Raw genomic sequence first — 23,325 nt, 5'->3', positions numbered from 1 at the left:
CCCGCGCGAGCGCGGGGGAGAGGGAGTCGCATCGCATCGCGTCGCCGCGCGCTACTGCCCCGAATCCCCCAGCAGCTTCTTCAACTGTTCTGCCTCCTTGCCCTTCCCCGCCGCCGTCAGCTTCTGCATCAGCGCGGCGACCGACAGATCGCGCACCGCGTCGGCGCCGCCGACCGCCGCGATCAGGTCGCGCGCGTCGGCGATCAGGTCGCGCTTGCCGCTCTTGTGATCCGCGAACGCCTGCGACAGCAGCGCGCTGCGGTCGACCGTGCCGTCGATCGAACGGCCGATCGCGAGCGAACGCATGAAGCGCTCGAAGTATTCGCCGTCGCCGCCGACGATCTCGATCTTCGCCGCGCCCAGCGCCGTCGACAGGATCTGCGCCTGCTCGCGCGCGATCGACGTGTTCGCCTCGATTCGCTTGAGATTCTCGGCATGCGCGTAGTCGAGCTGCATGCGCTGCTCTTCGTGCGCGCGCGTGTCGGCGCTCATCGCGCTCATCGCGTCGAACTTGTCCTTCAGGCCGCCCGACTCCGCCGCGAAGCGCGCGGCGATCGCCGCGGCTTCCGCTTCGCCGTGCTTGTGGCGACCCGCCGCTTCGGCTTCGAGCTTCAGGCGCAGCGAATCGGCCTGCGCCACGCCGTGCTTGGCGATCGCTTCGGCGTCGGCGAGCTTCACCTTCGCTTCGACGAGGCCTTCCTTCTCCTTCGCATCGGCTTGCGCGATGGCGACCTTCGCCTGCGCGAGGCCGCCGGCGGCCGCAAGCGCCTCGACGCCTTCGGCTTCGCGCTTCTTGCCCTCCGCGGTCTTCGACGCGATCGCGAGGCGCGCGTCGGCGAGCGTGAGTTCCTCGGCGGCCTTGTGCTTGGCGCGCTGTTCGCTCGCGAGCGCTTCTTTCACCTCGGCGATGAACTTCTCCTCGGCCTGGCCTTCGGCGAGCACGATGGTGCTCTTCTTCGTGCGCTCGGCTTCGGCGAGGTTGCGCAGGTTCTTGATCTCTTCTTCCTGCTCGGCGACGGTGCGTTCCACGACGATGCGCTCGCGGATCACGTCGGCGATCGCCTTTTTCTGCACTTCGACCGCTTTTTCCTTTTCGATGCGCTGCAGCGTCACTTCGCGCTCGCGGTCGACGATTTCGAGGTCGCGCGCGCGCGTGACCTTTTCTTCCTCGATCGCGACCGCGCGCTGCCGGTTCTTCTCGGCCACTTCCGACTCGCGCTTCATGTTCTCGCTCTGCACGGCGATCTGCTGGTCGGCAAGCAGGCGCGCGGTTTCCGACTTGGCGCGTTCCTCGGCCTGCACGCGAGCGGCTTCGGCTTCCTCGCGCGCTTTGGTGATCGCGATTTCGCGCTGCTGGTTCGCCTCGGCGTGCGCCTTCTGGCGTTCGAGCTCGAGCACGGCCTCGGCCGTCTCGACGTCCTTTTTCTTGATGCGCATTTCCTCGTTGCGGCGCAGTTCGTTCGTGTTGACGTTCTGCTCGGCCGTCAGCTCGGTGATCTTGCGGATGCCCTGCGCGTCGAGGATGTTGTGCGGATCGAGCTTTTCGAGCGGCGTCTGTTCGAGATAGTCGATCGCGGCGTCTTCGAGCACGTAGCCCGACAGCTCGTCGCCGATCTGCCGCACGATCTGGTCGCGGAAGCGGTCGCGCGCACCGTAGAGATCGACGAAATCCATCGACTTGCCGACGGTCTTGAGCGCCTCGGAAAACTTCGCGCTGAAGAGGTCTTCGAGCGTCGCCTGGTTGCTGGCGCGCTGGCAGCCGATGCCCTGCGCCACGCGCAGCACGTCGTCGCGCGTCTTGTTCACGCGCACGAAGAACTTCACCTTGATGTCGGCGCGCATGTTGTCGAGGCAGATGAGGCCTTCCTTGCCCATGCGCTCGATCTCGATCGTCTTGAGCGAAATGTCCATGATCTCGCGGCGATGCAGGATCGGAATCACCAGACGGCCGGTAAAGGTGACTTCGGGTTCGGCACGCATCGTGTTGACGATCATCGCGTGACCCTGGTCGACCTTCTGGTAGAACTTCGCGATCAGCGCCATGACGCCGAACAGCGCGATGACGGCGAAGACGACGACGACGATCAATGTGACGAAAGCGATATCCATGGTCGTTGCTCTTGGTGGTATGCGTGAAAGGGCGTCGCTGCCGGACCGTTACGGACCGTCGTACTCCGCGACCAGATATCTGTTCCGTAATTTGTCGTGCTCGATGATCAGCGCGCGCGAATCTTTCGCGAGCCGGTTCGGCTCGGTCGCGCACACCTGCACGCGGATGCGGTTGCCCGCTTCGATCTCCACTTCGGCCTGGCCGAAGTTTTCCTCGACGCTCGAGGTGACGATGCGGCACACCTTGCCGATCGCGCTGGCCTGCTGCGCGGCTTCGTGCACGATGAAGATCGGCTTGAGCGGCCGCAACGTCAGCGCCGCGAGCGGCACGCTCGCGGCGAACGCGGCGAACAGCAGCACGCTGCCGGCGAGCCACGTCGGCAGCGGCAGCCACGCCAGCAGCGGCGATGCGAGCATCGTCAGCAGCCACCACCACACGGCGATCGCGGTGACGACGACCGAAAACGGCAGGCGGTCGAGTCCGAGCGCGGCGAGCACGGCCGGCGCGCCGACGTCGCCGTCGTGCGAGAGGTCGGCGTCGCCGAGCCAGTCGGGGCCGACCGACTCGAAGTCGAACAGCCCGGCGATCACGAGCAGCCAGAACACCATCAATACACCGACCAGCACCGTCGGCACCATGCCCGGATAGTGCGTCAACACGTAAACGAACGTCATGTCTGGGATTTCCTCTTGCGCTTGGCGCCACGCTCGGACGCGAACGCCAGCAGTTCGGCCATCACGCGTTCCTTGATCGCGAGCGAGTCGTCGGGATCGAGGCCGTAGCGACGGCCGAGCTGGCGGTAGTCGTCCGCGCTCAGGCTGACGGTCAGGCGCGGGCGCTTGGCCTGTCGGATCAACGACAGACCGAGCACGACCCGAACCTGGTCGGAATTGGAAAGGTTGGATTCGTACGCCGCGGCGCGGATTTCGCGCAGCACGGTTTCCGAAACGTCGAACGCGACCTGCACCGCGCGCAGCGCCGGCTGCGCGGAACGCCAGCTCGTCGGCAGGCGTTCGGTCTTCATCGCGGCGCCCGCGGCTTTTTTGCGGTTTTCGCGCGCGGCGGCAGATCCTTGAGCCGCTGCATGACCGCGTCGGGACGCTTGCGCCTGAAACCCGGCTCGGCGCCGGGAGTCGGCCGCGCGGCCGCGCGCTTGCGCGCGGCCGCGCTCGTGGCTTCGCGTGCCGCATGCGCGCTGCGCGCCATCGCGACGTCGCGCTCGAACTGCCGCAACTGCCGTTCGACGCCGTCGTGCAGCGCATCGATCTGCGCGATGTGCGCGGCGAAGCCGCCGGCGGCGGCGCTTTCGGCGGCGATCGACTGCGCGAGCGCGGCCAAGCGTTCGCGGTAGCGCGGGTTGTTCTGCGTACGCGTCAGCGCATCGAGATCGGCCTGCGTGCGCGCCAGGCGCTTGCGCAGCGCGTCGGCGCGCGTGCGCGCGGCCACGAGTTCGCGCGACGTGCGCCGCAACAGGTTCTGCGCCTGCCGCATCGACGCGGGTTCGGCGTGCGCGGCCGGCTTGGCGTTCGCTGCGAACTCGTCCTTGAGCATGCCGAGTATGTCGTCCCACCAGGCCATCGCCCTACTCCAGGAATTCGGCGAGCGTCGCGATCGCGTCGCGCGCGTTGTCCGACAAGGTCGCCAGTTCCAGCGCCATGTCGTCCGCGGTGGCGCCGGGGCCGAGCGCGCCGACGAGCACGAAGTGTTCGCCGATGCGGCCGAACGCCGACAGCGGCACGCTCGGGTTGAGATCGAGCAGCGTTTCGAGAAGCCGGGCGCGCCGGCGCGGCTTGACGTCGGCGTCGCGCCACAAATAGCAGATGCACAAAAGCTGGCTTGTGGCATCGGTGACGTAGATCGACAGGCGCTCGCTGCCCGGAAAGCCGATTTCGACGACCGGCACTTCGCCGGGGACGGACGCGACGTCGATCGCGTCGATCGCCAGCTGCCGCCGCAGCCGCGGCACCGAGGCACTCACCAACGATACGAGCTTGCGCCGGCTCGGCATGCGTCCTCCTTCCCCGTCGGCCATCCCCACGAACCTGCTTCCTGACGGCCTCGAAACTAACGGGCCGCGACATACTATGTCAACGACATAATATGACGCGATGCAGCGCGAACCCGACGGCGCGACGGCGCTCGTACATCCGCCGAACACGCAACGAAAGGCAGACGTTATACAAATGACAGGGAAACCGAATGCCGCTGTGATGAATCGGTGATGTCCGCGACGGCGCCGCCGCGGATACTTCAGGGCACGGGATGCGCCGCGATTCTCCCCCCAGCTTCTCCCTCCGATTCGCAGCGCAGACCCCGTCGGCGGCGCCCGCAGTGCCGCCGCGCGGTACCGACCGTGTAGGCCACGACACGGTTCGCCGCAGGCCGCCCTCTCACCCTGGGCGGCCTGCGGATCTTTCGCACTGTCGCAAAAAAGCGCGCAACGCCTTGAAACTTTGACGATCGGCGCGCAGTCTATGCGCCGTCTTCGTCGTCGGAACCGTCGTGCTGCGTCTCGCCGTTCGCCTCCTGCTCGCCTGCGTGCTGTGCCTCAACGGGTTTTTCGCGCCCGTTGCCATGGCGCATCACGGCGGCGTGCCGGCCGCGGCGCAGAGCGCCGATCACGAAGGCTCGTGTCACGAAAGCGAAGCCGGCGACGTTTCCGAACAACCCGTTTCCGAATACGCCGGGTCCAAACACCTCGCGCCGGCCGCCGACCACGGCGGCAAGCACGGCAACTGCTGCAATCACGGTCAATGCCTCTGCGGCTGCCTGCTCGCCGCGAACGTACCCGCGAACGGCCTGTCCGCGCCGTACGCGGCGGATTCCCGCACCGCCCTGCCGATCGCGCTGCATGTCGCGACCGTGCGCTACGCGGTCGCGCTCCGACCCCCCATCGTCTGATTCCGGCCTGCTCGCGCAGGTCGTGAACGCCGACCGCGCGTCGTCGACGCGCCCTTTCCTGTGCATGCCGCAGGCTCGGCTCCGTGCCGACGCCGCGCATGCCGACGATCGAGTCTTACGATGGAACGAACTCTCACGCGACTGCCCCTGGTGGTCGCCCTGGCGTGGCTCGCCGGCTGCGTCTCCGTATCGCGCCGCGACGGCGCCGACCAGGTGGAACAACTGGTGGCGCAGCGCCTGCCGAGCGCCTTCGCGTGGCGTACCGACCCCGCCGGCCGCGCGGCGATCGACGCGCGCGTCGCCGAACTCGTCGCCGCGCCGCTGACGCCGTCATCGGCGTTCGCGCTCGCGCAACTGCGCAACCCGCAAATCGCGGCGCGCTACGCCGAACTCGGCATCGCCCAGGCCGACGTGGTCGAAGCCAGCCGCATCGGCAATCCCACGCTCGCGGTATCGACCGCGCAGGCCGACGGCGTGCGCAAGACGACGACGGAACTCGGCGCGCCGCTCGCCGACCTGTTGCTGCTGCCGTCGCGGCGTCGTCTGGCCGAGGCCGAATACGTGCGCGCGCAGCAGACGATCGCCAACGCGCTGGTCGACCTCGGCGCCGACACCGAACGCGACTGGTACGCCGCGGCCGGCGCCGAACAGGTGGCCGCGATGCGCGCGGCCGTCTCGAAGGCGGCGGCCGCATCGGCCGAACTCGCGCAGCGCTTCTACGACGCGGGCAACATCAACGCGCTGCAGCTCAAACTCGAACAGGCCGCGGCGAGCCAGGCGCGCATCGCGGCGACGAGCGCGCAGGCCGAAGCGACGCGTGCCCGCCTCGCACTCAACGCGCGCATGGGCCTGTCGGGTGCGCAAAGCCAGGCTTGGCGGCTCGACGTACCGCTCGCCTCGCCGGTCGCCGCCGAGGACGATCTCGACGCGTTGCTGAAGCTCGCGCATGCGCAACGGCTCGACTTGTCGGCCGCGCGGCGCGAGGTCGAGATCCTGTCCGACGCGCTCGGCGTCGCGCGGCGCTGGCGCCTGCTCGGCAGCGTGGAAGTCGGCGTCGAAACGGAAACCGAAACCGGCGCGAAACGCGTGACCGGCCCGACGCTGTCGCTCGCGCTGCCGCTGTTCAACCAGGGCCAGGCCGCGATCGCGCGCGCGCAGGCGCAGCTCGAAATCTCGCGCGCCGATCTCGCGCAGCTCGAGCTTGCGATCGACAACGACGTGCGGCTCGGCGTCGAACGCGTGGCGGCGATGCGCGGCATCGCGCAGGACTATCGCGACGCGCTCGTGCCGCAGCGCGAAGCCGCGGTCGCGCGCCAGCTCGAACGCTTCAACTACATGCTGATCGGCGCGTTCGAACTGCTGCTCACCAAGCAGCAGGAATACGACGCCTACCAGGGGTATCTCGAAGCCGTGCGCGACTACTGGCTCGCCCGCGTGGACCTCGCGCGCGCGATCGGCACGCGCCTGCCGAGCGAAACCGCGATCGGCGAACGCACGATCGGCGTCGAGGCGATCGTCGCGCCGCCGCAGGCCGGCGAAGGTCACGGCGGCGTGGATCATTCGACGATGGATCACTCCAAGCCGGACCCGGGCGAGGCGGACCACGCCAAGATGGACCACTCGAAGATGGACCATTCCAGGATGGATCATTCCGGGCCGGCGCCGAAGGCCACGCAAGACGACGCAAAGCACGACGAACACGGAGACCATCGATGACCACACGACGCGAACTGCTGCAATACATCGGCGCGGGCGGCGCGGGGCTCGTCGCCGCGACCCATCTGCGCACCGCACAAGCGCAGCATCCGGCCGGACACGGTGCGGAACCCGCGCCGCCGCGCACCGGTCGCACCGCGCAAGGCTACAAGCCCGTGCAGACGCTCAACGGCTGGACCTTGCCGCACCGCATGAACGGCGGCGTCAAGGAATTCCACCTCGTGGCCGAGGAAGTGGAACACGAATTCGCGCCGGGCTCGCGCGCGAAGTGCTGGGGCTACAACGGCACGACGCCGGGGCCGACGATCGAGGCGGTCGAAGGCGACGTCGTGCGCATCTTCGTCACCAACCGGTTGAACGAACCGACGACCGTTCACTGGCACGGCATCGACCTGCCGAACGGCTACGACGGCATCGCCGGCCTCAACCAGCGCGCGATCGGGCCGGGCGAAACCTATGTGTACGAGTACACGCTGAAACAGCACGGCACGCACATGTACCACCCGCACGCCGACGAGATGACGCAGATGGCGTTCGGCATGATGGGCCTGTTCATCATCCATCCGAAGAACGGCGAAGACGTGCCGATCGACCGCGACTACGCGATCCTGCTGCACAACTGGGCGCTGCATCCGGGCACCTACCGGCCCGACCCGAGCGTGATGCAGGACTTCGACCTGTGGACGTTCAACTCGAAGGTGTTTCCGGCGATCGACCCGCTCGTCATGCGCACCGGCGAACGCCTGCGGCTGCGCGTCGGGAATCTCTCGATGTGGAACCACCCGATCCACCTGCACAGCAACCCGTTCTGGGTGACGGGCTCCGACGCCGGCCGCTGGCCGCGCGAACAGTGGCGGCGCGAGGTGACCGAGATCGTCGGCGTCGGCCAGATGCGCGACTTCGAATTCGTCGCGACGGAACCGGGCGACTGGGCGCTGCACTGTCACATGTCGCACCACACGATGGGGCCGATGGGGCACGAGATTCCGAACACGGTCGGCGTCGACCAGCGCGGCGTCGAGGCGCAGATCCGGCAGATGCTGCCGGGCTACATGGCGATGGGCAAGGACGGCATGAGCGAGCATGCGACGCACGTCGCGGCGGGCATGCGAGGCCCGGAGAACACGCTCGCGATGATGGCCGGCGACGGCCAGTTCGGACCGATCGAGATGGGCGGCATGTTCACGGTGCTCAAGGTGCGCGACGACCAGTCGCCCGACGACTACCGCGATCCGGGCTGGTACCGCTATCCGAAGGACAAGCTCGCGCGCCGCGTGAGTTCCGACCCGGACTTCGGCAGCCCGCACCGCCGCACGCCATACGGGCCGGCAACGCAGAAACGTCCGGCAGCGCCGGATGCGACGCCGCCCGAACCTGCGGTCATGGACCATTCCAAGCACGGAGGATGAGCATGTCGTCGTGGAAAAGTCGTGTTTTTATCATCGCGCTCGCCGTGTCCGGCGGTTTCGCGTACGCGGCGGACATCGACGCGAACGCCGCCGCGCCGGTCGCCGTGGTCGACGCGTTCGGCAAGGCGCTCGCGTCGGGCGATACCGCGGTCGCGCTGAACCTGCTCGATCCCGCAGCGACGATCCTCGAAAGCGGCGGCGTCGAGCGGTCGCGCGACGAATACGCGGCGCATCACCTCGGCGCGGACGCCGAGTTCCTGCGCGGCGCGACGGTGACGCCGGTATGGCGCACCGCGAAGGCGCGCGGCGCGCTCGCGTGGGTCGGCAGCGAGTCGCGCGTCGCAGCCGTGTCGAAAGGCAAGCCCGTGAAGCTCCTGAGCACCGAAACGATGGTGCTCGCGCAGACGCCGGACGGCTGGCGCATCGTGCATATCCACTGGTCGTCGCGACCCGACAAAACCGGAGAAAAGTAATGGTTTCTTTCTGGAAGAATCCCCTCGCCCGCCGTGCGGCGCTCGCATTCGCGCTCTTCGCCGCGATGCCGGCATACGCCGACAAGCCCGCGCCGTCGAAGCCCGGCACGGCGGCACTGCCGGAAATGATCGTGCACAAGAGCCCCACCTGCGGCTGCTGCGGCCTGTGGGTCGAGCACGCGCGCAAGGCCGGCTTCGTCGTGACCGTGCGCGAGATCGAAGACATGAGTCCGGTCAAGCAGCGCGTCGGCGTGCCGTACGCGAAAGGCTCGTGCCACACGGCCGAAGTCGGCGGCTACTTCATCGAAGGCCACGTGCCGCTCGACGACGTCAAGCGCCTGCTCGCCGAGAAGCCCGACGCGAAGGGGTTGACGGTGCCGGGCATGCCGGCGGGCTCGCCCGGCATGGAACTGCCGGACGGCCGCGTGCAGCCGTATACCGTCGAGCTCGTGGGGCGCGACGGCACGACGACGCCCTACGCCGAACACGGCCGCTGAACGCCGCGCCGCGCGGACCGCGAAGGACCGCGCGGGCACGCTTCACGCGCGATAGCGCGCGGCCGGCTGCGTATGCGACAGGTTCGGCCGCATCCGTTGCCGCGCGTCCTCGTAGCGCTGCCAGTCGGCCGCGTCGGGCAGCGCCGGAATCGTCGCGAACTCGCCGAGGTCGAGGCCCGCGAGCGCCGCGTCGACCATCGCGTCGGCCGACATGACCATCTCCTTCGGCAGGTTGCCGATGTCGACGCCGGCGACGTCCCAGAACTCGGTTGCCGTCGCGCCGGGCAGCACGGCCTGCACGCGCACGCCCTTGCGGTCGAGTTCGTGCGCGAGCGACTGCGACAGCGACAGCACATAGGCCTTCGACGCGCCGTAGACGCCGTTGAGCAGCTCCGGCGCGATCGCGACGATCGACGCGATGTTGACGATCGTGCCGCGTCCGCGCGCGACCATGCCCGGCACCGCGGCATACGTCAGCCGCGTCAGCGCCGTGACGTTGAGGTCGATCATCGGATCGACGCGTTCGACCGGCGTGTCGACGAGCGCGCCGTACGCGCCGATGCCGGCGTTGTTGACGAGCACGGTGATCGCGGCATCGCTCGCGAGCCGCGCCTCGACGCGCGCCAGATCGGCGCGGTCGGCGAGATCGGCCGGGAGCACGTCGACGGCGCGGCCCGTCGCCGCGCGCAGGCGCTGCGCGAGCGCGTCGAGCTTGTCGCGGCTGCGCGCGACGAGCACGAGATCGTGGCCGCGGCGCGCGAGCCGGTCGGCGTAGATCGCGCCGATACCCGACGACGCGCCGGTGATGAGGGCCGTGCCCGGAGTGATGGAATTGGTCATCGCCTTGCTCCTCGCCCGCGACATGCGGGTGTCGGCGCAAACGATGTATGCTGCCCCCATTGACTTAAATGTCATGGATGCCACCTTTTCGGTCATTCTGTGGAGCCATCGCCATGCAGCGCGTCGCGTTCGTCGTCTTTCCGGGTTTTCAGATCATGAGCCTCGCGGCGATGTCGGTCTTCGAGTTCGCGAATCTCGAAGCGCCGGTGCCGCGCTACGACGTGACCGTCGTATCCGAGCGCGGCGGCGCGGTCGCCGATTCGGCCGGACTGCGCGTCGAGACGAAGCCGTTCGGCCGCACGGCGTTCGACACGGTCATCGTCTGCGGCGGCGTCGGCGCGCCGCCGCCGCTGCCGCGCGTCGTCGCCTACCTGCGCCGCGCGGTGCGGCGTTCGCGCCGCGTCGTGTCGATCTGCACCGGCGCGTTCCTGCTCGGCGAGGCGGGCCTGCTCGACGGCCGCCGCGCGACGACGCACTGGCTGCTCGCGCGCGAACTCGCGTCGCGGTTTCCGTCGATCCGACTGGACGACGACCGCATCTACACGATCGACGGGCCGATCTGGACCTCGGCCGGCATGAGCGCCGGCCTCGACGTCGCGCTCGCGCTCGTCGAGGCCGACCACGGCGCGGCGCTCGCGCGCACGGTCGCGCGCAAGTTCGTGCTGTACCACCGCCGCGCCGGCGGCCAGTCGCAGTTCTCGGCGCTGCTCGATCTCGAGGCGAAGTCCGACCGCATCCAGACCGCCCTCGTCTACGCGCGCCGGAATCTGAAGCGCGCGCTGTCGGTCGACGAACTCGCCGCGGCGGCGAACTTGAGCGCGCGCCAGTTCAGCCGCGCGTTCCGCAGCGAGACCGGGCAGTCGCCGGCGAAGGCGGTCGAGCGGCTGCGCGTGGAAGCGGCGCGGCTGATGCTCGACGAGACGCGGCATCCGGTCGACGTCGTCGCGCGCGAGACCGGCTTCGCCGACCGCGAACGCATGCGCCGCGCGTTCGTGCGCGCGTTCGGCCAGCCGCCGCAGGCGTTGCGGCGGCACGCGCGCGAAACCGGCTGAGCGATTGCTGCAACGCCGTTTGACTTTCCGCGGCGGCACGTGTCAATTTCAGAAACCGAAATACGATTTTCTGATTATGAAAACACGACCGGCATCGCCCACCGCTTTCCCGACCGTCGAACTCGCAAACACCGGCCGCCGCCGCGTGCTGCAGGCCGCCGCCGCGGCGATCGCCGTCGCCGGTTCCGCCGCGCTGTCGCGACGCGCGTTCGCCGCGCCCGCAACGGCCGATCCGCGCAAGTACTCGGCTCGCGCGCGACGCGTCGTCGAACGCTCGCTCGTCATCGACATGCTCGCGCCGCTGCGGCTCGACCTCAGCGACGACATCTACGCCAAACCGCTGACCGACGCCGAAGCCGTGGCGTTTCGCGCGAGCGGCATCACCGGCTTCCACAACGCCTGGGGCCTCGGCGGCACCGACGCGCGCGAGCACTGCTTCAAATATCTCGCCGGCTGGAACGGTTTCATCGCGCGCAACGCGAACCTGTTCGCGCTCGTCGACCGCGCCGCCGATCTCGACCGCGCGCGCGAACAGAAGAAGATCGCGGTGATCATGGGCCTGCAGAACGCCGAACAGTTCTACGCCGTCGAAGACGTGAAAACGTTCCATCAGCTCGGCCTGCGCTGCGCACAGCTCACGTACAACAGCCAGAACCTGATCGGCGCGGGCGCGACCGAACGCGTCGACGGCGGCCTGTCGGACTTCGGCGTGAAGATCGTCGCGGCGATGAACGAGGTCGGCATGCTCGTCGACGTCTCGCACTGCGGCGACCGCACGACGCTCGACGCGATCGAGCTCGCGAAGGGTCCGATCGCGATCACGCATTCGAACTGCCGCGCGTTGAACGATCACCCGCGCCTGAAGACCGACGAGGCGATCAAAAAGCTCGCGGCGAAAGGCGGCGTCATGGGCATCACCGGCGTGCGCATGTTCGTCGCGGGCAAGGAGCCGACGACGATCGAGCATCTCGTCGACCATATCGACCACGTCGTCAAGCTCGTCGGCATCGAACACGTCGGCATCGGTTCGGACGCCGATCTGTACGGCTACGACGCGATGCCGGCCGACCAGGTGGCCGCGCTCAAGGCCGCGTACAAAGCCAGTTATGGATTTCGCGAAAAGATCGACATCGACGGCTTCAACCATCCGACCAAGACGTACGACCTGACCGAGGCGCTGATTCGCCGCGGCTACGGCGACGACCACATCGGCCTCGTGCTCGGCGGCAATTTCCGCCGCCTGCTCGGCCAGGTCTGGCGCTGACCGTGCGCGCCGGCGGATCGACCTGGTTCCGCCGGTTCCTGCTGCCCGGCTTCGCGTTCAAGGCCGTCGTGATCGGCGGGGGCTATGCGACCGGACGCGAACTCGCCGAGTTCTTCCTGCCCGCCGGGCCGGTCGGCGGCGTGCTCGGCATGCTGCTCGCGATGCTCGTCTGGAGCGGCGTTTGCGCCGCGACGTTCGCGTTCGCGCAGGCGACGTCGGCGTACGACTACCGCCGTTTCTTCCGAGAGCTGCTCGGCCCCGCGTGGTTCGTCTACGAGATCGCGTACCTCGCGTTTCTCGTGCTCGTGCTCGCGGTGTTCGGCGCCGCGGCCGGCGCGATCGGCGTGGCGATGCTCGGCTGGCCGCCGCTCGCCGGCACGCTGTGCCTGATGGCCGGCGTCGCCGGGGTCGTCGCGTTCGGCAACGATTCGGTCGAGCGGCTGTTCAAGTGGGTCACGTTCTTCCTGTACGCCGTGTACGCAGCGTTCGTCGTGCTCGCGCTGACGAGGTTCGGCGATCGCGTCGTCGAAAATTTCTCGACTCCCGCGGCGAGCGACGGCTGGGCGACCGGCGGTCTGACTTACGCGGGTTACAACATCGTCGGCGCGGTGATCGTCCTGCCGGCGCTGCGGCATCTGACGAGCCGCCGCGACGCCGTGATCGCGGGCCTCGCGGCCGGACCGCTCGCGATGCTGCCGGCGATCCTGTTCTTCGTCTGCATGATCGCGTTCTATCCCGCGATCGGCAGCGAGACGCTGCCGTCGGACTTTCTCCTGCAACGCCTGAACCTGCCGTGGTTTCACGCGCTGTTCCAGCTCATGATCTTCCTCGCGCTGCTCGAAAGCGGCTGCGGCATCGTGCATGCGATCAACGAGCGCGTGGCGTCGTCATTCGCCGCGCACGGGCGCACGCTTGCGACGCCGGCACGCCTCGGCGTCGCGAGCGCGCTGCTCGCCGGCTCGATCTTTCTCGCCGACCGCTACGGCATGGTCGCGCTGATCGCGAGCGGCTACCGCGGGCTCGCGCTGACGTTTCTTCTTGTATACGTGTTGCCGCTGCTGTCGCTCGGCCTTTGGCGTCTGACTCTATCGGCGCGGCCAGCTCAATCGAGGCCGTCCGCGAACAGCTGATCGCGCCGGAACAGCGTCACCTTGTTCTCGACGGGCCGGCCCACGACCAGCCGTTCGTTCGGCAGGTCGTACGTGATGTAGAGTTTCGGGCCGCCGCTCGCCTGCGGCGGGATCACGCTGTTCCACGGCTCCACCTGTCCGCGCAGGCGATAGTTGCCGCCCGTCAGCGTGACGGCGCCCGAATTTGCGAACGGGCCGAGATCCCATTCGATCGCGCGAGAAACGTAGCTGCCGTCGGCGAGCGCGAACACGCTCTGCGACGAACCGAGCGCGTCGCCGTCCTGGCTGCCGACGAACGAATTGGCCGCCGACACGGTGCCGACATACGCCTTCGCGCCGTTGACCCAGGTCAGCGCGCCGGCATCGACGACCGCGCCGTTGTCCCAGTAGCGGCTGCCCACGACGTAGTTGCCGTTGGCGAGCGCGAACAGCGAGCCGCCGATCTGGTCCTGCGCCTTCGAGCCGACCAGCGAGTTCGCGGTCGTCACCGCGCCGGTGATCCCGGTCACGCCGTTGCCCCACGTCGCCGCGCCGGCGCCGACGATCGCGCCGTTGTTCCAGAACGTGCTGCCGACGACGTAGTGGCCGTTGGCGAGCGCCAGCACGTCGAGGCCGACCTTGTCGCCGGCCGTCGTACCGACGAGAGAGTTCGCGGCCGACACCGCGCCGACCGTGCCGCCGTTGCCGTTGCCCCACGTCGCGGCACCGGCATTCGTCGACGCGCCGTTGCGCCACATCCAGCTGCCGACGACGTAGTTGCCGTTCGCGAGCGGCTCGAGGTCGACCCCGACGCGATCGCCGGCCTTGCTGCCGACGAGCGAGTTCGCCGCCGACACGGCGCCCTTCGTGCCGGTCGCGCCGTTGCCCCACGTCACGGCGCCGGCCCCGGCGAGCGCGCCGTTGTTCCACAGCGACGAGCCGACGATGTAGTTGCCGTTCGCGAGCGCGACGACGCGCGAGCCGACCTGATCGCCGGCGGTCGTGCCGATCAGCGCGTTCGCGATCGTCAGCGCCCCGGCGCAGCCGGCGACGCCGTCGCACCAGCGCGCCACGCCGGCATCGACGATCGCGGCGTTGTCCCAGTAGCGCGACGCAATGACGTAGTCGCCGTCGGCGAGCGGCATGACGGACTGGCCGAGCGAGTCGCCCGCGTGGCTGCCGACCGCCGAATTGGCGACGGACACGACGCCAACGCGGCCGACGGCGCCGTCGCCGAGCGTCACCGCGCCGGCGTCGACGAGCGCGCCGTTGTCCCAGCGCGCGCTGCCGACGACGTAGTTGCCGTTCGCGAGCACGTAGACGTTGTCGCCGACGAAGTCGTCGGTCTTCGTACCGACGAGCGAGTTCGACGTCGATACGACGCCGATGCGGCCGGTCGTGCCGTTGGCCCAGGTCACGGCGCCGGCGTTCTGCACGGCGCCGTTGGCCCAGCCGAGGCTCGCGACGACGTAGTTGCCGTTCGCGAGCGCGCGCACGCCGGACGAGCCGACAGCGTCGCCGGTCGTCGTGCCGACCAGCGAATTGGCGGTGGAAACGGGGCCGGCGATGCCGACATTGCCGTTCGCCCAGGTCACGGCGCCGACGAACGTGGTGCCGCCGTTCGACCAGGTCCAGCTGTTGACCACGTAGTTGCCGTTCGCGAGCACGGCGAGCGCATCGGCGCCGTTGATGCCGACGCGATCGTCCGTGACGCTGCCCACGAGCGAATTGGCACTCGAAACGACGCCGTTCAGACCGGTCGCGCCATTGATCCAGGTCACCGCGCCGGCCTTCGTCGCCGCGCCGTTGTTCCAGTCGGGACTGACGACGACGAAATGGCCATCGCCGACGCCCTTGATGCCGCCGGAACCGACGTGATCGGCGGGAATCGAACCGGTGAGCGTGCTGACTTTGACGCCCGCCGGCGTGTACAGATGCACCGCGCCCGCGCCGCCGCCGGCATCCGGGTCGGTCACGACGACGTTGCCGTTCGGCAGCGTGAGAACGCGCGTACCGAATGCGACGCTGCCGGGTGGACCGTCGATCGTCGTCTGCGATGCGGCTGCCGTGCCGGCGAACATCGACAGGATGGCAATAGCGAACAAGGGCTTGGTCGACACGGTCGTGCTCCGGCAAACGGGAACGCCCAGTCGCGTTCCCTCGTTGCCGGCACGTACGCAAAAACCGTCGTACAGGGATCATGGAACCTGCCGACCTCGCCCGAACGCCGCTACAATCCGCGCTTTGCGCGAGAAAAAACGATGACCGACACGCCTCCCGACCGCCTCGACGTCAACCCGAAAAGCAAACACCACGACACCGACGTGCTCAAGCGCGGCATCGGCATCCGCTTCAACGGCAAGGAGCGCCAGGACGTCGAGGAATACTGCGTCAGCGAAGGCTGGATCCGCGTCGCGGCCGGCAAGGCGCGCGACCGCAGCGGCAATCCGATGACCGTCAGGCTCAAGGGCGTCGTCGAACCGTATTACCTCGACGCCGCACCGCAAGAGTGAAGCTGCGCACCGTCGCGGTCGACCGCTACGTCACGCCGCTGCGCGAGGGCGGCTCGCTGCCGGCCGTCGTCGAGGCCGACGACTCGGGCCTGTACGTGCTGAAATTCCGCGGCGCCGGACAAGGGCCGCGCGCGCTCGTCGCCGAACTCGTCGGCGGCGAGATCGCGCGCGCGCTCGGCCTGCCGGTGCCGGAAATCGTGTTCGCCGATCTCGACCCCGACCTCGCGCGCACCGAACCCGACCCGGAAATCCAGTCGCTGATCCGCGCGAGCGCGGGCCTCAATCTCGCGCTCGACTTTTTGCCCGGTTCGCTCGTGTTCGATCCCGCCGCGAGCCAGGTCGACGCCGACCTCGCCTCGCGCATCGTCTGGTTCGACGCGTTCGTCAGCAACGTCGACCGCACCGCGAAGAACACCAACCTCCTGATGTGGCACCGCAAGCTGTGGCTGATCGACCACGGCGCCGCGCTGTACTTCCACCACGCGTGGGACGGCGGCGCGGACGCCGCCGACAGCCCGTTCGCGCTGATCCGGCACCACGTGCTGCTGCCGGCCGCGACGCAGATCGATCGCATCGACGCCGAACTCGCGGCGCGGCTCGACCGCGCGACGTTCGAGGCGATCCTCGCGCTGGCGCCCGACGCGTGGCTCGCCAACGGCGACGCGACGATCGACGCCGCCGCCCGGCGCAATGCGTATGTCGACTACTTCGTCGCGCGGCTCGCGCGGCGCGAGCGCTTCGTCGCGGAGGCCGTCCGTGCGCGCGCCTGACACCTACGACTACGCGGTGATCCGCGTCGTGCCGCGCGTGGAGCGCGAGGAGTTCGTCAACGCCGGCGTGATCCTGTCGTGTCCGGGCGCGCGGTTTCTCGAAGCGCGCGTCGAACTCGACGCGGCGCGCCTCGTCGCGCTCGATCCCGGCGTCGATCTCGACATGGTGATCGCCTACCTCGCGGCATTCCCGGCGATCTGCGCGGGCGCGGGTCCGATCGGCGAACTGCCGCCGCGCCAGCGCTTCCACTGGCTCACCGCGCAGCGCAGCTCGATTCTCCAGACCTCGCCGGTGCACACCGGCCGCTGCGGCGATCCGCTGGCGGCGCTCGAACATCTCATGACGCGGATGGTGCGGCGCTGAGCGCCACGACGCGCAAAGTATCGAAAGGTACTTTGCGCGATCAGACGTCGGCGGTGTATTTCTTCGACGCGTCGGCGAACCCGATGACCGGCGTGCGCAGCGCACCGTCGGCGAGCGGCGTCGCGGCGAGCGGATCGAGCGCGCGGATCTCGTACGGCGGCTCGCCCGCGTCGAGATCGGAGATCACGACGTCGAACGTCGTCGCGCGGCCGCGCTGCGGCACGAACCAGTGCACGTTGTCGCGCTCGGACGACATCGTCGACACCGCGCCGACGCCGAACACCGCGTCGCGCGTCGGCCGGATCACGATCGCGTCGCCGTCGTCGCGCACGCGGTCGTAGTTACGCACGCGCACGCGGCCGTCGACGACGAGATGCGCCGACGCCATGTGCCGGTGCGCGTGCGGCGTGATCACGTTGCCCGGTTCGAAGTCGAACAGCGCCGCGCCGTAGGCGAGCTCGCGCGGCTCGCCGGTCGCCGGATCGAGAAATTTCACGTGGCGCTTGGCCGGATCGTTCGCCGCGCCGCGCCCGGCCGCGGTGATCCGCGCGCGGTTCACGCTCACCATGAGTTCGGCGACGTCGACTTCGGCCGCGAGCCGTTCGACCTCGGCCATCCACGCGCGCGGCGCGAGCCGCCCGGCCGCGAGCGCGCGCGCCGCCTCGTCCTGCCGCGCGATCCAGTCGGTCGCGGCCATGCGCCGCGCGGGCGCCGCCACGGCGGCTTCGCGCAACAGCATGACGGTCGCGAACGCGCCGAACGCGCGCAGCACGTCGCGGCGCGTGAAGCCGCCTGCCCGGATTTCGCCATCAATTCGACCCATGTTGCGCCCCGCTCCGCTGCATCGTCGCGTCGAATCGTGCTCCTCCAGACGCCCCGCCCGCCAGCGACATCCTCTCGTGCCCGACGCAAGAATTTCTCATGCCGCGCTGACCACGCGCACCGTTTCGCTCAACGCGTTGCGCGCGTTCGAGTCGGCCGCGCGGCATCTGTCGTTCACGCGCGCGGCATCGGAGCTGTCGGTCACGCAGGCAGCGATCAGCCATCAGGTGAAGGCCCTCGAAGACCGGCTCGGCGTCGCGCTGTTCCGCCGCGCGCCGCGCGGGCTCGTGCTGACCGACGAAGGCGCCGCGATGGTGCCGATGCTGTCGGACACGTTCGGCCGCCTGTCGCAATGGCTCGGCCAGATCGAGGCCGGCGGCGTGCAGGAGGTCGTCACGATCGGCGTCGTCGGCACGTTCGCCGTGCGCCTGCTCGCGCGCCTGCCCGAATTCCGCGCGCGGTGTCCGCTCGTCGACGTGCGCGTGATGACGCACAACAACGTCGTCGACCTCGCCGGCGAACGCCTCGACTACGCGATCCGCTACGGCGACGGCGCGTGGCACGGCGCGCACGCCGAACGCGTGCTCGACGCGCCGCTGTCGCCGCTGTGTTCGCCGCGCACGGCCGAGCGCCTCGCCGCGCCGCACGATCTGTCGGCCTGCACGCTCTTGCGCTCGTACCGCGCGCAGGACTGGCCGGCCTGGCTCGCGGCCGCGGGCGTCGACGGCGTCGCGGCGCGAGGCCCGCAGTTCGACTCGTCGTGGATCATGGTGCAGGCGGCGATCGCCGACGCCGGCGTCGCGCTCGCGCCGCCCGCGATGTTCGACACGGAACTCGCCGCCGGCCGGCTCGTGCGGCCGTTCGCGATCGAGATCGACGCCGGCGCGTACTGGCTCACGCGCCTGACGACGCGCGCGCCGACGCCGGGTATGCGCGCTTTCCGCGACTGGCTGCTCGACGCCGGCTGAATCACTACACTCGCGACTACCCGACACGGAGCCGCGCCATGGATACGTCGACCGTCGACCGCCGCCATCTCGATTTCATGCTGTACGACGTGCTCGGCGTCGACGCGCTGTGCGCGTATCCGCGCTACGCCGCGCACAGCCGCGAGACGTTCGACGCGGCGATCTCGCTCGCGCAGCAGCTGGCGGCCGAGAAGTTCCTGCCGCACAACCGCAAGGCCGACCTCGAAGAGCCGCGGCTCGTCGACGGCAAGGTCGCGCTGATTCCGGAAATCGCAGAGGCCGTGCGCGCGTTCGGCGAAGCGGGTTTCACCGCCGCGCTGGCCGACGAGGCACGCGGCGGCATGCAGCTGCCGTTCGTGGTCACCGCCGCGTGCGACGCGCTGTTCTGCGCCGCGAACGGCGGCACGATCGCCTACCCGACGCTCGCGCGCGCCGCGGCGAACCTGCTCGAGGTCTACGCGACCGACGAGCAGAAGGCGCGCTACATGCAGCCGATTCTCGAGGGCCGCTATTTCGGCACGATGTGCCTGTCCGAGCCGCACGCGGGTTCGTCGCTCGCCGACATCACCACGCGCGCCGAACCGCACGACGACGGCAGCTACCGGCTGACCGGCGCTAAAATGTGGATTTCCGCGGGCGACCACGAGCTCGGCGAGAACATCGTGCACCTCGTGCTCGCGCGCATCGCGGGCGCGCCGGCCGGCGTGCGCGGCATCAGCCTGTTCATCGTGCCGCGCTGGCGCGTCGCCGCCGACGGCACGCGGGGCGCGCGCAACGACGTGCGCCTGGCCGGCCTCAACCACAAGCTCGGTCAGCGCGCGAGCGTCAACACGTTTCTCAAGTTCGGCGAAGCCGGCGACTGCGAGGCGTGGCTCGTTGGCGCGCCGCATCATGGCCTCGCGTACATGTTCCACATGATGAACGAGGAGCGCATCGGCGTCGGCATTTCCGCGATCCAGCAGGCCTGCGCGAGCTGGCGGTACGCCCTCGCCTACGCGCGCGAGCGGCGCCAGGGCCGCCATCCCGACCAGAAGGACCCCTCGACGCCGGCCGTGCCGCTGGTCGAACACGCCGACGTGCGCCGCATGCTGCTGGCGCAGAAATGCTACGTCGAAGGCGGACAGATGCTCGCGTTCCACGCGGCGCTGCTCGTCGACCGGCAGCGCGACGCCGACGCGCAGACGCGCGACGAAGCGGCGGCGCTGCTGGAACTGTTGACGCCGATCGTCAAGGCCTGGTGTTCCGAGTACGCGCTGCGCGCGAACGATCTGGCGATCCAGGTGCTCGGCGGCTACGGCTACACGCGCGACTACCCGGTCGAACAGTGCTGGCGCGACAACCGCATCAATCCGATCCACGAAGGCACCAACGGCATCCAGGCCCTGGACCTTCTCGGCCGCAAGGCGCTGCTGCACGACGGCGCGGCGCTGCGCCTCCTGCTCGGCGAAATCGCGACGACGTGCACCGCCGCGGCGAGCGACGCGGAACTCGCGCCGTTCGCGCAGGAACTCGCGGTGAAGGCCAGGCTCGTCGGCGACACGACGCTCGCGGTCGCGCAGCGCATGGGCCGGGGCGAGGTGCGACGCGCGCTGGCGAACGCGTCGGACTATCTGCTGCTGGTCGGGCACGTCGCGGTCGCATGGTGCTGGTTGCGCATGGCGCTGGTCGCGCGGCGCCTCGCGCCGGCCGCGACGGGATCCGAGCGCGACTTCCTCGACGGCAAGGTGCAGGCGTGCCGGTTCTGGTTCGCCACGGAGCTGCCGAAAGTGGAATTGGCGGCGAAGCTGGTGGCGACGGCGGATGGGAGTGCGTTCGAGATGAAGGATGCGTGGTTTTGATGTTCGCTCGCGCTTTCGCTCTGCTCGTCATCCCAGCGAAAGCTGGGATCCAGCGGTTTCTTTTGTCGTAAAGTCAACGGCTGGATTCCAGCTTTCGCTGGAATGACGAGCAGGCACCCATGCACTGGACCGACGACGATTCCCGCATCGACTGGCAAGCCCTGTCGCACCTCTACCGCATCGCGCCGCTCGGCGACAAAAGCGCCGAGTGGCTGAAGACCGCCTACGCGAACAGCCGCTACAAGTGTTTCGTCTACGACGGCGACGCGGTGATCGGCGCGGGCCGCGCGCTCGCCGACGGCGTCGACTGCTCGTATCTGTGCGACATCGTCGTGCATCCCGGGCGCCAGGGCCTGGGCCTCGGCCGGCAGATCGTCGAACGCCTGCGCGACCTGTCGACAGGCCACCGCAAGATCATCCTGTACGCGGTGCCGGGCAAGGAAGACTTCTACCGCAAACTCGGTTTCCGCCGCATGCGCACCGCGATGGCGATCTTCGGCAACGAAGCCGCCGCGATCGAAGGCGGGATCGTCGACGGCGACTGAGCCGGCGCGCGATTCAGCGCGCCTCGAATCCGTTGTCGAAGCCGCACGGCGGGCGGATTCCACATTGGGAAAAGAAGCAGACCCGCAGCGTTGCGCGCCGGCCCGCTGCGCGCGGTTACACTAGCGAAGCCCCCTCCTGGCCCGCGCCACGATGCCCAAGCCGTACTCGCCGCCATTCTCGATCACGCCGACGGTGCTCAACCACGTCGCGCAGATCGGCGAGCGCCTCGGCCGCTGGACGGCGCGAGCCGAGGCCGTACCCTCGCCGCATCTGCGCCGCGCGCAGCGCGTGCGCACGATTCAGGCCTCGCTCGCTATCGAAAACAACAGCCTGACGCTCGAACAGGTCACGGCCGTGCTCGACGGCCGGCGCGTGCTCGCGCCGCCGCGCGACGTTCACGAGGTACGCAACGCGTTCGCCGCGTACGAACGTCTGCCGCACTGGCGCCCGGATGCGTTGAGGAATGTGCTCGAAGCGCATGCGATTCTGATGGCCGGCCTCGTCGACACGCCCGGCCGCTGGCGCACCGGCGGCGTCGGCATCTATCGCGGGAAACGGCTCGTCCACATGGCGCCGCCGGCATCGCGCGTGCCGAAGCTGATGACCGACCTCGTGCGTTGGCTCGCACGCACCGACACGCACCCGCTCGTCGCGAGCTGCGTTTTTCACTACGAGTTCGAGTTCATCCACCCGTTCGCCGACGGCAACGGCCGCATGGGACGGCTCTGGCAGACGCTGATTCTCTCGCGGTGGCAGCCGGCGCTCGCCTGGTTGCCGGTCGAAACCGTCATCCGCGAACGCCAGCGCGACTATTACGCGGCGCTCGCTGCCAGCGACCGGGCGAGCAATTCGACGGTATTCGTCGAGTTCATGCTCGACGCGCTGACCATGGCGCTCGCCGAAGCGACGACCGACCAAGCTACCGATCAAGCTACCGACCAAGCTGCCGTGCAAGTCGACGATCGGTCGGGGGCGGCAGCGCCGATCGCGCGTGTCGCGGCGGCGATGCGTCGCGGCGAAATATTGACCGCGAGCGAACTGATGCAGCGGCTCGGCCTGCGTCATCGTCCGAACTTCCGCAGCGGCTACCTCGTACCGGCGCTGGACGCCGGCATCGTCGAGATGACGCTGCCGGACGCGCCGCGCAGTCCGGATCAGAAATATCGTCGCACGTCGAAGCGTTCGCCGAAGTAGCACCTGTCGATTTGCAACCGTCCGCCCCGCTCGCCGATCATCCCGCTTCGATGCGCCGTCGGCGCGAAGGAATACGCGCGATGAGCGAACTGCCGAACTGCCCGCAATGCGGGTCGGAGTTTACGTACGAGGACGAGGGCCGCCTCGTCTGTCCCGAATGTGCGCACGAATGGAGTGCGACCACGGCGCCGGCCGCCGACGAGGCACGGGTCGTGCGCGACGCGGTCGGCAACGTGCTCGCCGACGGCGACACGGTCACGGTGATCAAGGATCTGAAAATCCGCGGCTCGTCGGGCGTCGTCAAGGTCGGTACGAAGGTCAAGGGCATCCGTCTCGTCGACGGCGATCACGATATCGACTGCCGCATCGACGGCGTCGGCGCGATGCAGCTCAAATCGCAGTTCGTCAAGAAAGCCTGAGCCGTGATCGTCGTGCACGTCGTCGAGATCGTCTGGACGAAGGCGACGCGCGGTGCGCCGCGCGCGAACGCGCGTGCCGCGTTGCCGCGCGCGTTCGCGGTGGCGCCGGTCGATGCCGCGTACCAGGTGCAGTACCGCCGAATGTCCGAGGACGACGGGTTTCGGTGCGTGCTGACGAAGACGTGCTGCGCCGACCGGCCGCCCGCGACCGAAACGTCGCTGCGCCTGACGCTCGCCGACGCATCGACGCTGCAGCTCGGCCTCGGCGCAACGTTCTGCCGCGGTCAGCCGCCGCGCAAGCCGCGGTCGTTGGCGCTGCAGCTCGTGCCCGGAGAAACCGCGCGCCTTTGGACGAACGCGCGGCATACGAGCTACTCGGGCCAGCACTATACCGAGACGATCTACCACGTCGCTTTCGGCGACGCGATCGCGCCGGACTGCTTTCTGCGCGGCGCGCCGGACCGCGAATTCGACCAGCGCGCCGACTTGTTCTGAACGCCTCGAACCGGTCGTGGAAAGC

General features: G+C 69.1%; 25 protein-coding genes. 17 read left to right on the top strand and 8 right to left on the bottom strand.

The features are described from left to right. Positions 1 to 51: 51 nt before the first annotated feature. Genes OD750_RS19015 through OD750_RS18995 form a run of 5 tightly spaced genes read right to left on the bottom strand, consistent with a single transcriptional unit; the run spans position 52 to position 4,118 of the window. Positions 52 to 2,109, bottom strand: a complete 2,058-nt coding sequence (locus tag OD750_RS19015; RefSeq protein ID WP_263542146.1) for a flotillin family protein — start codon at positions 2,107 to 2,109, stop codon at positions 52 to 54. Between the two features lie 48 nt (positions 2,110 to 2,157). Beyond that, positions 2,158 to 2,784 carry a YqiJ family protein gene (locus tag OD750_RS19010; protein WP_263542147.1) on the bottom strand — a complete coding sequence of 209 codons (627 nt, stop codon included), beginning with the start codon at positions 2,782 to 2,784 and terminating at the stop codon, positions 2,158 to 2,160. Next, complete coding sequence (locus OD750_RS19005) at positions 2,781 to 3,134, bottom strand: hypothetical protein (protein WP_263542148.1); 354 nt, start codon at positions 3,132 to 3,134, stop codon at positions 2,781 to 2,783. The genes OD750_RS19010 and OD750_RS19005 overlap by 4 nt, the downstream gene beginning before the upstream one ends. Then, positions 3,131 to 3,688, bottom strand: a complete 558-nt coding sequence (locus tag OD750_RS19000) for a hypothetical protein (protein WP_263542149.1) — start codon at positions 3,686 to 3,688, stop codon at positions 3,131 to 3,133. Before OD750_RS19000 ends, OD750_RS19005 begins: the two co-directional genes overlap by 4 nt. 4 nt (positions 3,689 to 3,692) lie before the next feature. Next, positions 3,693 to 4,118, bottom strand: a complete 426-nt coding sequence (locus tag OD750_RS18995; protein WP_263542150.1) for a DUF2170 family protein — start codon at positions 4,116 to 4,118, stop codon at positions 3,693 to 3,695. Positions 4,119 to 4,612: 494 nt separating this feature from the next. On the opposite strand from OD750_RS18995, the gene OD750_RS18990 reads away from it, so the two are divergent. From OD750_RS18990 to OD750_RS18970, 5 genes are all read left to right on the top strand, one after another. Continuing rightward, positions 4,613 to 5,011: a CopL family metal-binding regulatory protein gene (locus OD750_RS18990; RefSeq protein ID WP_263542151.1), complete on the top strand. Its 399-nt coding sequence runs from the start codon at positions 4,613 to 4,615 to the stop codon at positions 5,009 to 5,011. A gap of 120 nt (positions 5,012 to 5,131) precedes the next feature. Then, on the top strand, positions 5,132 to 6,727 hold the full coding sequence (locus OD750_RS18985) for a TolC family protein (RefSeq protein ID WP_272842048.1): 1,596 nt from the start codon (positions 5,132 to 5,134) through the stop codon (positions 6,725 to 6,727). Further along, positions 6,724 to 8,136, top strand: coding sequence for a multicopper oxidase family protein (locus OD750_RS18980; protein WP_263542152.1), 1,413 nt, complete (start codon positions 6,724 to 6,726; stop codon positions 8,134 to 8,136). The genes OD750_RS18985 and OD750_RS18980 overlap by 4 nt, the downstream gene beginning before the upstream one ends. Positions 8,137 to 8,138: 2 nt before the next feature. Further along, positions 8,139 to 8,609: a YybH family protein gene (locus tag OD750_RS18975; RefSeq protein WP_263542153.1), complete on the top strand. Its 471-nt coding sequence runs from the start codon at positions 8,139 to 8,141 to the stop codon at positions 8,607 to 8,609. 65 nt (positions 8,610 to 8,674) lie between these two features. Then, positions 8,675 to 9,106 carry a DUF411 domain-containing protein gene (locus OD750_RS18970; protein ID WP_263542278.1) on the top strand — a complete coding sequence of 144 codons (432 nt, stop codon included), beginning with the start codon at positions 8,675 to 8,677 and terminating at the stop codon, positions 9,104 to 9,106. A gap of 42 nt (positions 9,107 to 9,148) precedes the next feature. Here the strand turns inward: OD750_RS18970 and OD750_RS18965 are convergent, their stop codons facing one another. After that, a complete protein-coding gene (locus OD750_RS18965; protein ID WP_263542154.1) occupies positions 9,149 to 9,946 on the bottom strand; it encodes an SDR family NAD(P)-dependent oxidoreductase in 798 nt (265 codons plus the stop codon). 113 nt (positions 9,947 to 10,059) lie between these two features. Here OD750_RS18965 and OD750_RS18960 point away from each other — a divergent pair, with 113 nt between their 5' ends. The 3 genes from OD750_RS18960 to OD750_RS18950 all read left to right on the top strand — a co-directional run bounded on the left by OD750_RS18960 (position 10,060) and on the right by OD750_RS18950 (position 13,392). After that, entirely contained in the window at positions 10,060 to 10,998 is a 939-nt protein-coding gene (locus tag OD750_RS18960) for a GlxA family transcriptional regulator (RefSeq protein WP_263542155.1), read from the top strand. A 76-nt stretch (positions 10,999 to 11,074) separates the two neighbouring features. After that, entirely contained in the window at positions 11,075 to 12,262 is a 1,188-nt protein-coding gene (locus OD750_RS18955) for a dipeptidase (protein ID WP_263542156.1), read from the top strand. Between the two features lie 2 nt (positions 12,263 to 12,264). Beyond that, entirely contained in the window at positions 12,265 to 13,392 is a 1,128-nt protein-coding gene (locus OD750_RS18950; RefSeq protein ID WP_263542157.1) for a YkvI family membrane protein, read from the top strand. On the opposite strand, the gene OD750_RS18945 is transcribed toward OD750_RS18950, so the two are convergent. Beyond that, positions 13,365 to 15,491 (bottom strand): hypothetical protein, encoded by a 2,127-nt coding sequence (locus OD750_RS18945; RefSeq protein ID WP_263542158.1) that lies wholly within the window; start codon positions 15,489 to 15,491, stop codon positions 13,365 to 13,367. The genes OD750_RS18950 and OD750_RS18945 overlap by 28 nt on opposite strands. A gap of 141 nt (positions 15,492 to 15,632) precedes the next feature. On the opposite strand from OD750_RS18945, the gene OD750_RS18940 reads away from it, so the two are divergent. Genes OD750_RS18940 through OD750_RS18930 form a run of 3 tightly spaced genes read left to right on the top strand, consistent with a single transcriptional unit; the run spans position 15,633 to position 17,018 of the window. Continuing rightward, positions 15,633 to 15,884 carry a DUF3297 family protein gene (locus OD750_RS18940; RefSeq protein WP_263542159.1) on the top strand — a complete coding sequence of 84 codons (252 nt, stop codon included), beginning with the start codon at positions 15,633 to 15,635 and terminating at the stop codon, positions 15,882 to 15,884. 2 nt (positions 15,885 to 15,886) lie between these two features. Beyond that, on the top strand, positions 15,887 to 16,654 hold the full coding sequence (locus OD750_RS18935; RefSeq protein ID WP_336407567.1) for a HipA family kinase: 768 nt from the start codon (positions 15,887 to 15,889) through the stop codon (positions 16,652 to 16,654). Then, a complete protein-coding gene (locus OD750_RS18930) occupies positions 16,641 to 17,018 on the top strand; it encodes a DUF3037 domain-containing protein (protein WP_263542161.1) in 378 nt (125 codons plus the stop codon). The genes OD750_RS18935 and OD750_RS18930 overlap by 14 nt, the downstream gene beginning before the upstream one ends. Before the next feature lie 40 nt (positions 17,019 to 17,058). Here the strand turns inward: OD750_RS18930 and OD750_RS18925 are convergent, their stop codons facing one another. Continuing rightward, complete coding sequence (locus OD750_RS18925; RefSeq protein WP_263542162.1) at positions 17,059 to 17,841, bottom strand: cupin domain-containing protein; 783 nt, start codon at positions 17,839 to 17,841, stop codon at positions 17,059 to 17,061. A gap of 76 nt (positions 17,842 to 17,917) precedes the next feature. Between OD750_RS18925 and OD750_RS18920 the strand changes: the two genes are divergently transcribed. The 6 genes from OD750_RS18920 (at position 17,918) to OD750_RS18895 (ending at position 23,300) form a co-directional block, all read left to right on the top strand. Beyond that, entirely contained in the window at positions 17,918 to 18,808 is an 891-nt protein-coding gene (locus OD750_RS18920; RefSeq protein WP_425508241.1) for a LysR substrate-binding domain-containing protein, read from the top strand. Positions 18,809 to 18,846: 38 nt separating this feature from the next. Beyond that, the gene (locus OD750_RS18915) at positions 18,847 to 20,646 is read left to right on the top strand and encodes an acyl-CoA dehydrogenase (RefSeq protein ID WP_263542163.1); all 1,800 of its coding nucleotides are present in this window, start codon (positions 18,847 to 18,849) and stop codon (positions 20,644 to 20,646) included. A gap of 119 nt (positions 20,647 to 20,765) precedes the next feature. Then, a complete protein-coding gene (locus OD750_RS18910; RefSeq protein ID WP_263542164.1) occupies positions 20,766 to 21,191 on the top strand; it encodes a GNAT family N-acetyltransferase in 426 nt (141 codons plus the stop codon). 151 nt (positions 21,192 to 21,342) lie between these two features. After that, the gene (locus OD750_RS18905; protein ID WP_263542165.1) at positions 21,343 to 22,386 is read left to right on the top strand and encodes a Fic family protein; all 1,044 of its coding nucleotides are present in this window, start codon (positions 21,343 to 21,345) and stop codon (positions 22,384 to 22,386) included. 80 nt (positions 22,387 to 22,466) lie between these two features. Continuing rightward, the gene (locus OD750_RS18900) at positions 22,467 to 22,805 is read left to right on the top strand and encodes a zinc ribbon domain-containing protein YjdM (RefSeq protein ID WP_263542166.1); all 339 of its coding nucleotides are present in this window, start codon (positions 22,467 to 22,469) and stop codon (positions 22,803 to 22,805) included. Positions 22,806 to 22,808: 3 nt separating this feature from the next. After that, positions 22,809 to 23,300: a hypothetical protein gene (locus tag OD750_RS18895; RefSeq protein WP_263542167.1), complete on the top strand. Its 492-nt coding sequence runs from the start codon at positions 22,809 to 22,811 to the stop codon at positions 23,298 to 23,300. The last annotated feature ends 25 nt before the right edge of the window (positions 23,301 to 23,325 follow it).

It is taken from the genome of Tahibacter soli, assembly GCF_025717065.2.
GTDB classification, from domain to species: domain Bacteria; phylum Pseudomonadota; class Gammaproteobacteria; order Xanthomonadales; family Rhodanobacteraceae; genus Tahibacter; species Tahibacter soli.
The sequence above is the reverse complement of the archived record's forward strand: the minus strand, read 5'-3'. Positions and strand labels throughout refer to the sequence as shown.

Excerpts from the sequence above, each read along its gene's own strand:
- OD750_RS19015 (WP_263542146.1), bottom strand. The coding sequence starts at position 2,109 with ATGGATATCGCTTTCGTCACATTGATCGTCGTCGTCGTCTTCGCCGTC.
- OD750_RS19010 (WP_263542147.1), bottom strand. The coding sequence starts at position 2,784 with ATGACGTTCGTTTACGTGTTGACGCACTATCCGGGCATGGTGCCGACG.
- OD750_RS19005 (WP_263542148.1), bottom strand. The coding sequence starts at position 3,134 with ATGAAGACCGAACGCCTGCCGACGAGCTGGCGTTCCGCGCAGCCGGCG.
- OD750_RS19000 (WP_263542149.1), bottom strand. The coding sequence starts at position 3,688 with ATGGCCTGGTGGGACGACATACTCGGCATGCTCAAGGACGAGTTCGCA.
- OD750_RS18995 (WP_263542150.1), bottom strand. The coding sequence starts at position 4,118 with ATGCCGAGCCGGCGCAAGCTCGTATCGTTGGTGAGTGCCTCGGTGCCG.
- OD750_RS18985 (WP_272842048.1), top strand. The coding sequence starts at position 5,132 with ATGGAACGAACTCTCACGCGACTGCCCCTGGTGGTCGCCCTGGCGTGG.
- OD750_RS18980 (WP_263542152.1), top strand. The coding sequence starts at position 6,724 with ATGACCACACGACGCGAACTGCTGCAATACATCGGCGCGGGCGGCGCG.
- OD750_RS18975 (WP_263542153.1), top strand. The coding sequence starts at position 8,139 with ATGTCGTCGTGGAAAAGTCGTGTTTTTATCATCGCGCTCGCCGTGTCC.
- OD750_RS18970 (WP_263542278.1), top strand. The coding sequence starts at position 8,675 with ATGCCGGCATACGCCGACAAGCCCGCGCCGTCGAAGCCCGGCACGGCG.
- OD750_RS18965 (WP_263542154.1), bottom strand. The coding sequence starts at position 9,946 with ATGACCAATTCCATCACTCCGGGCACGGCCCTCATCACCGGCGCGTCG.
- OD750_RS18960 (WP_263542155.1), top strand. The coding sequence starts at position 10,060 with ATGCAGCGCGTCGCGTTCGTCGTCTTTCCGGGTTTTCAGATCATGAGC.
- OD750_RS18955 (WP_263542156.1), top strand. The coding sequence starts at position 11,075 with ATGAAAACACGACCGGCATCGCCCACCGCTTTCCCGACCGTCGAACTC.
- OD750_RS18940 (WP_263542159.1), top strand. The coding sequence starts at position 15,633 with ATGACCGACACGCCTCCCGACCGCCTCGACGTCAACCCGAAAAGCAAA.
- OD750_RS18925 (WP_263542162.1), bottom strand. The coding sequence starts at position 17,841 with ATGGGTCGAATTGATGGCGAAATCCGGGCAGGCGGCTTCACGCGCCGC.
- OD750_RS18915 (WP_263542163.1), top strand. The coding sequence starts at position 18,847 with ATGGATACGTCGACCGTCGACCGCCGCCATCTCGATTTCATGCTGTAC.
- OD750_RS18910 (WP_263542164.1), top strand. The coding sequence starts at position 20,766 with ATGCACTGGACCGACGACGATTCCCGCATCGACTGGCAAGCCCTGTCG.
- OD750_RS18905 (WP_263542165.1), top strand. The coding sequence starts at position 21,343 with ATGCCCAAGCCGTACTCGCCGCCATTCTCGATCACGCCGACGGTGCTC.
- OD750_RS18900 (WP_263542166.1), top strand. The coding sequence starts at position 22,467 with ATGAGCGAACTGCCGAACTGCCCGCAATGCGGGTCGGAGTTTACGTAC.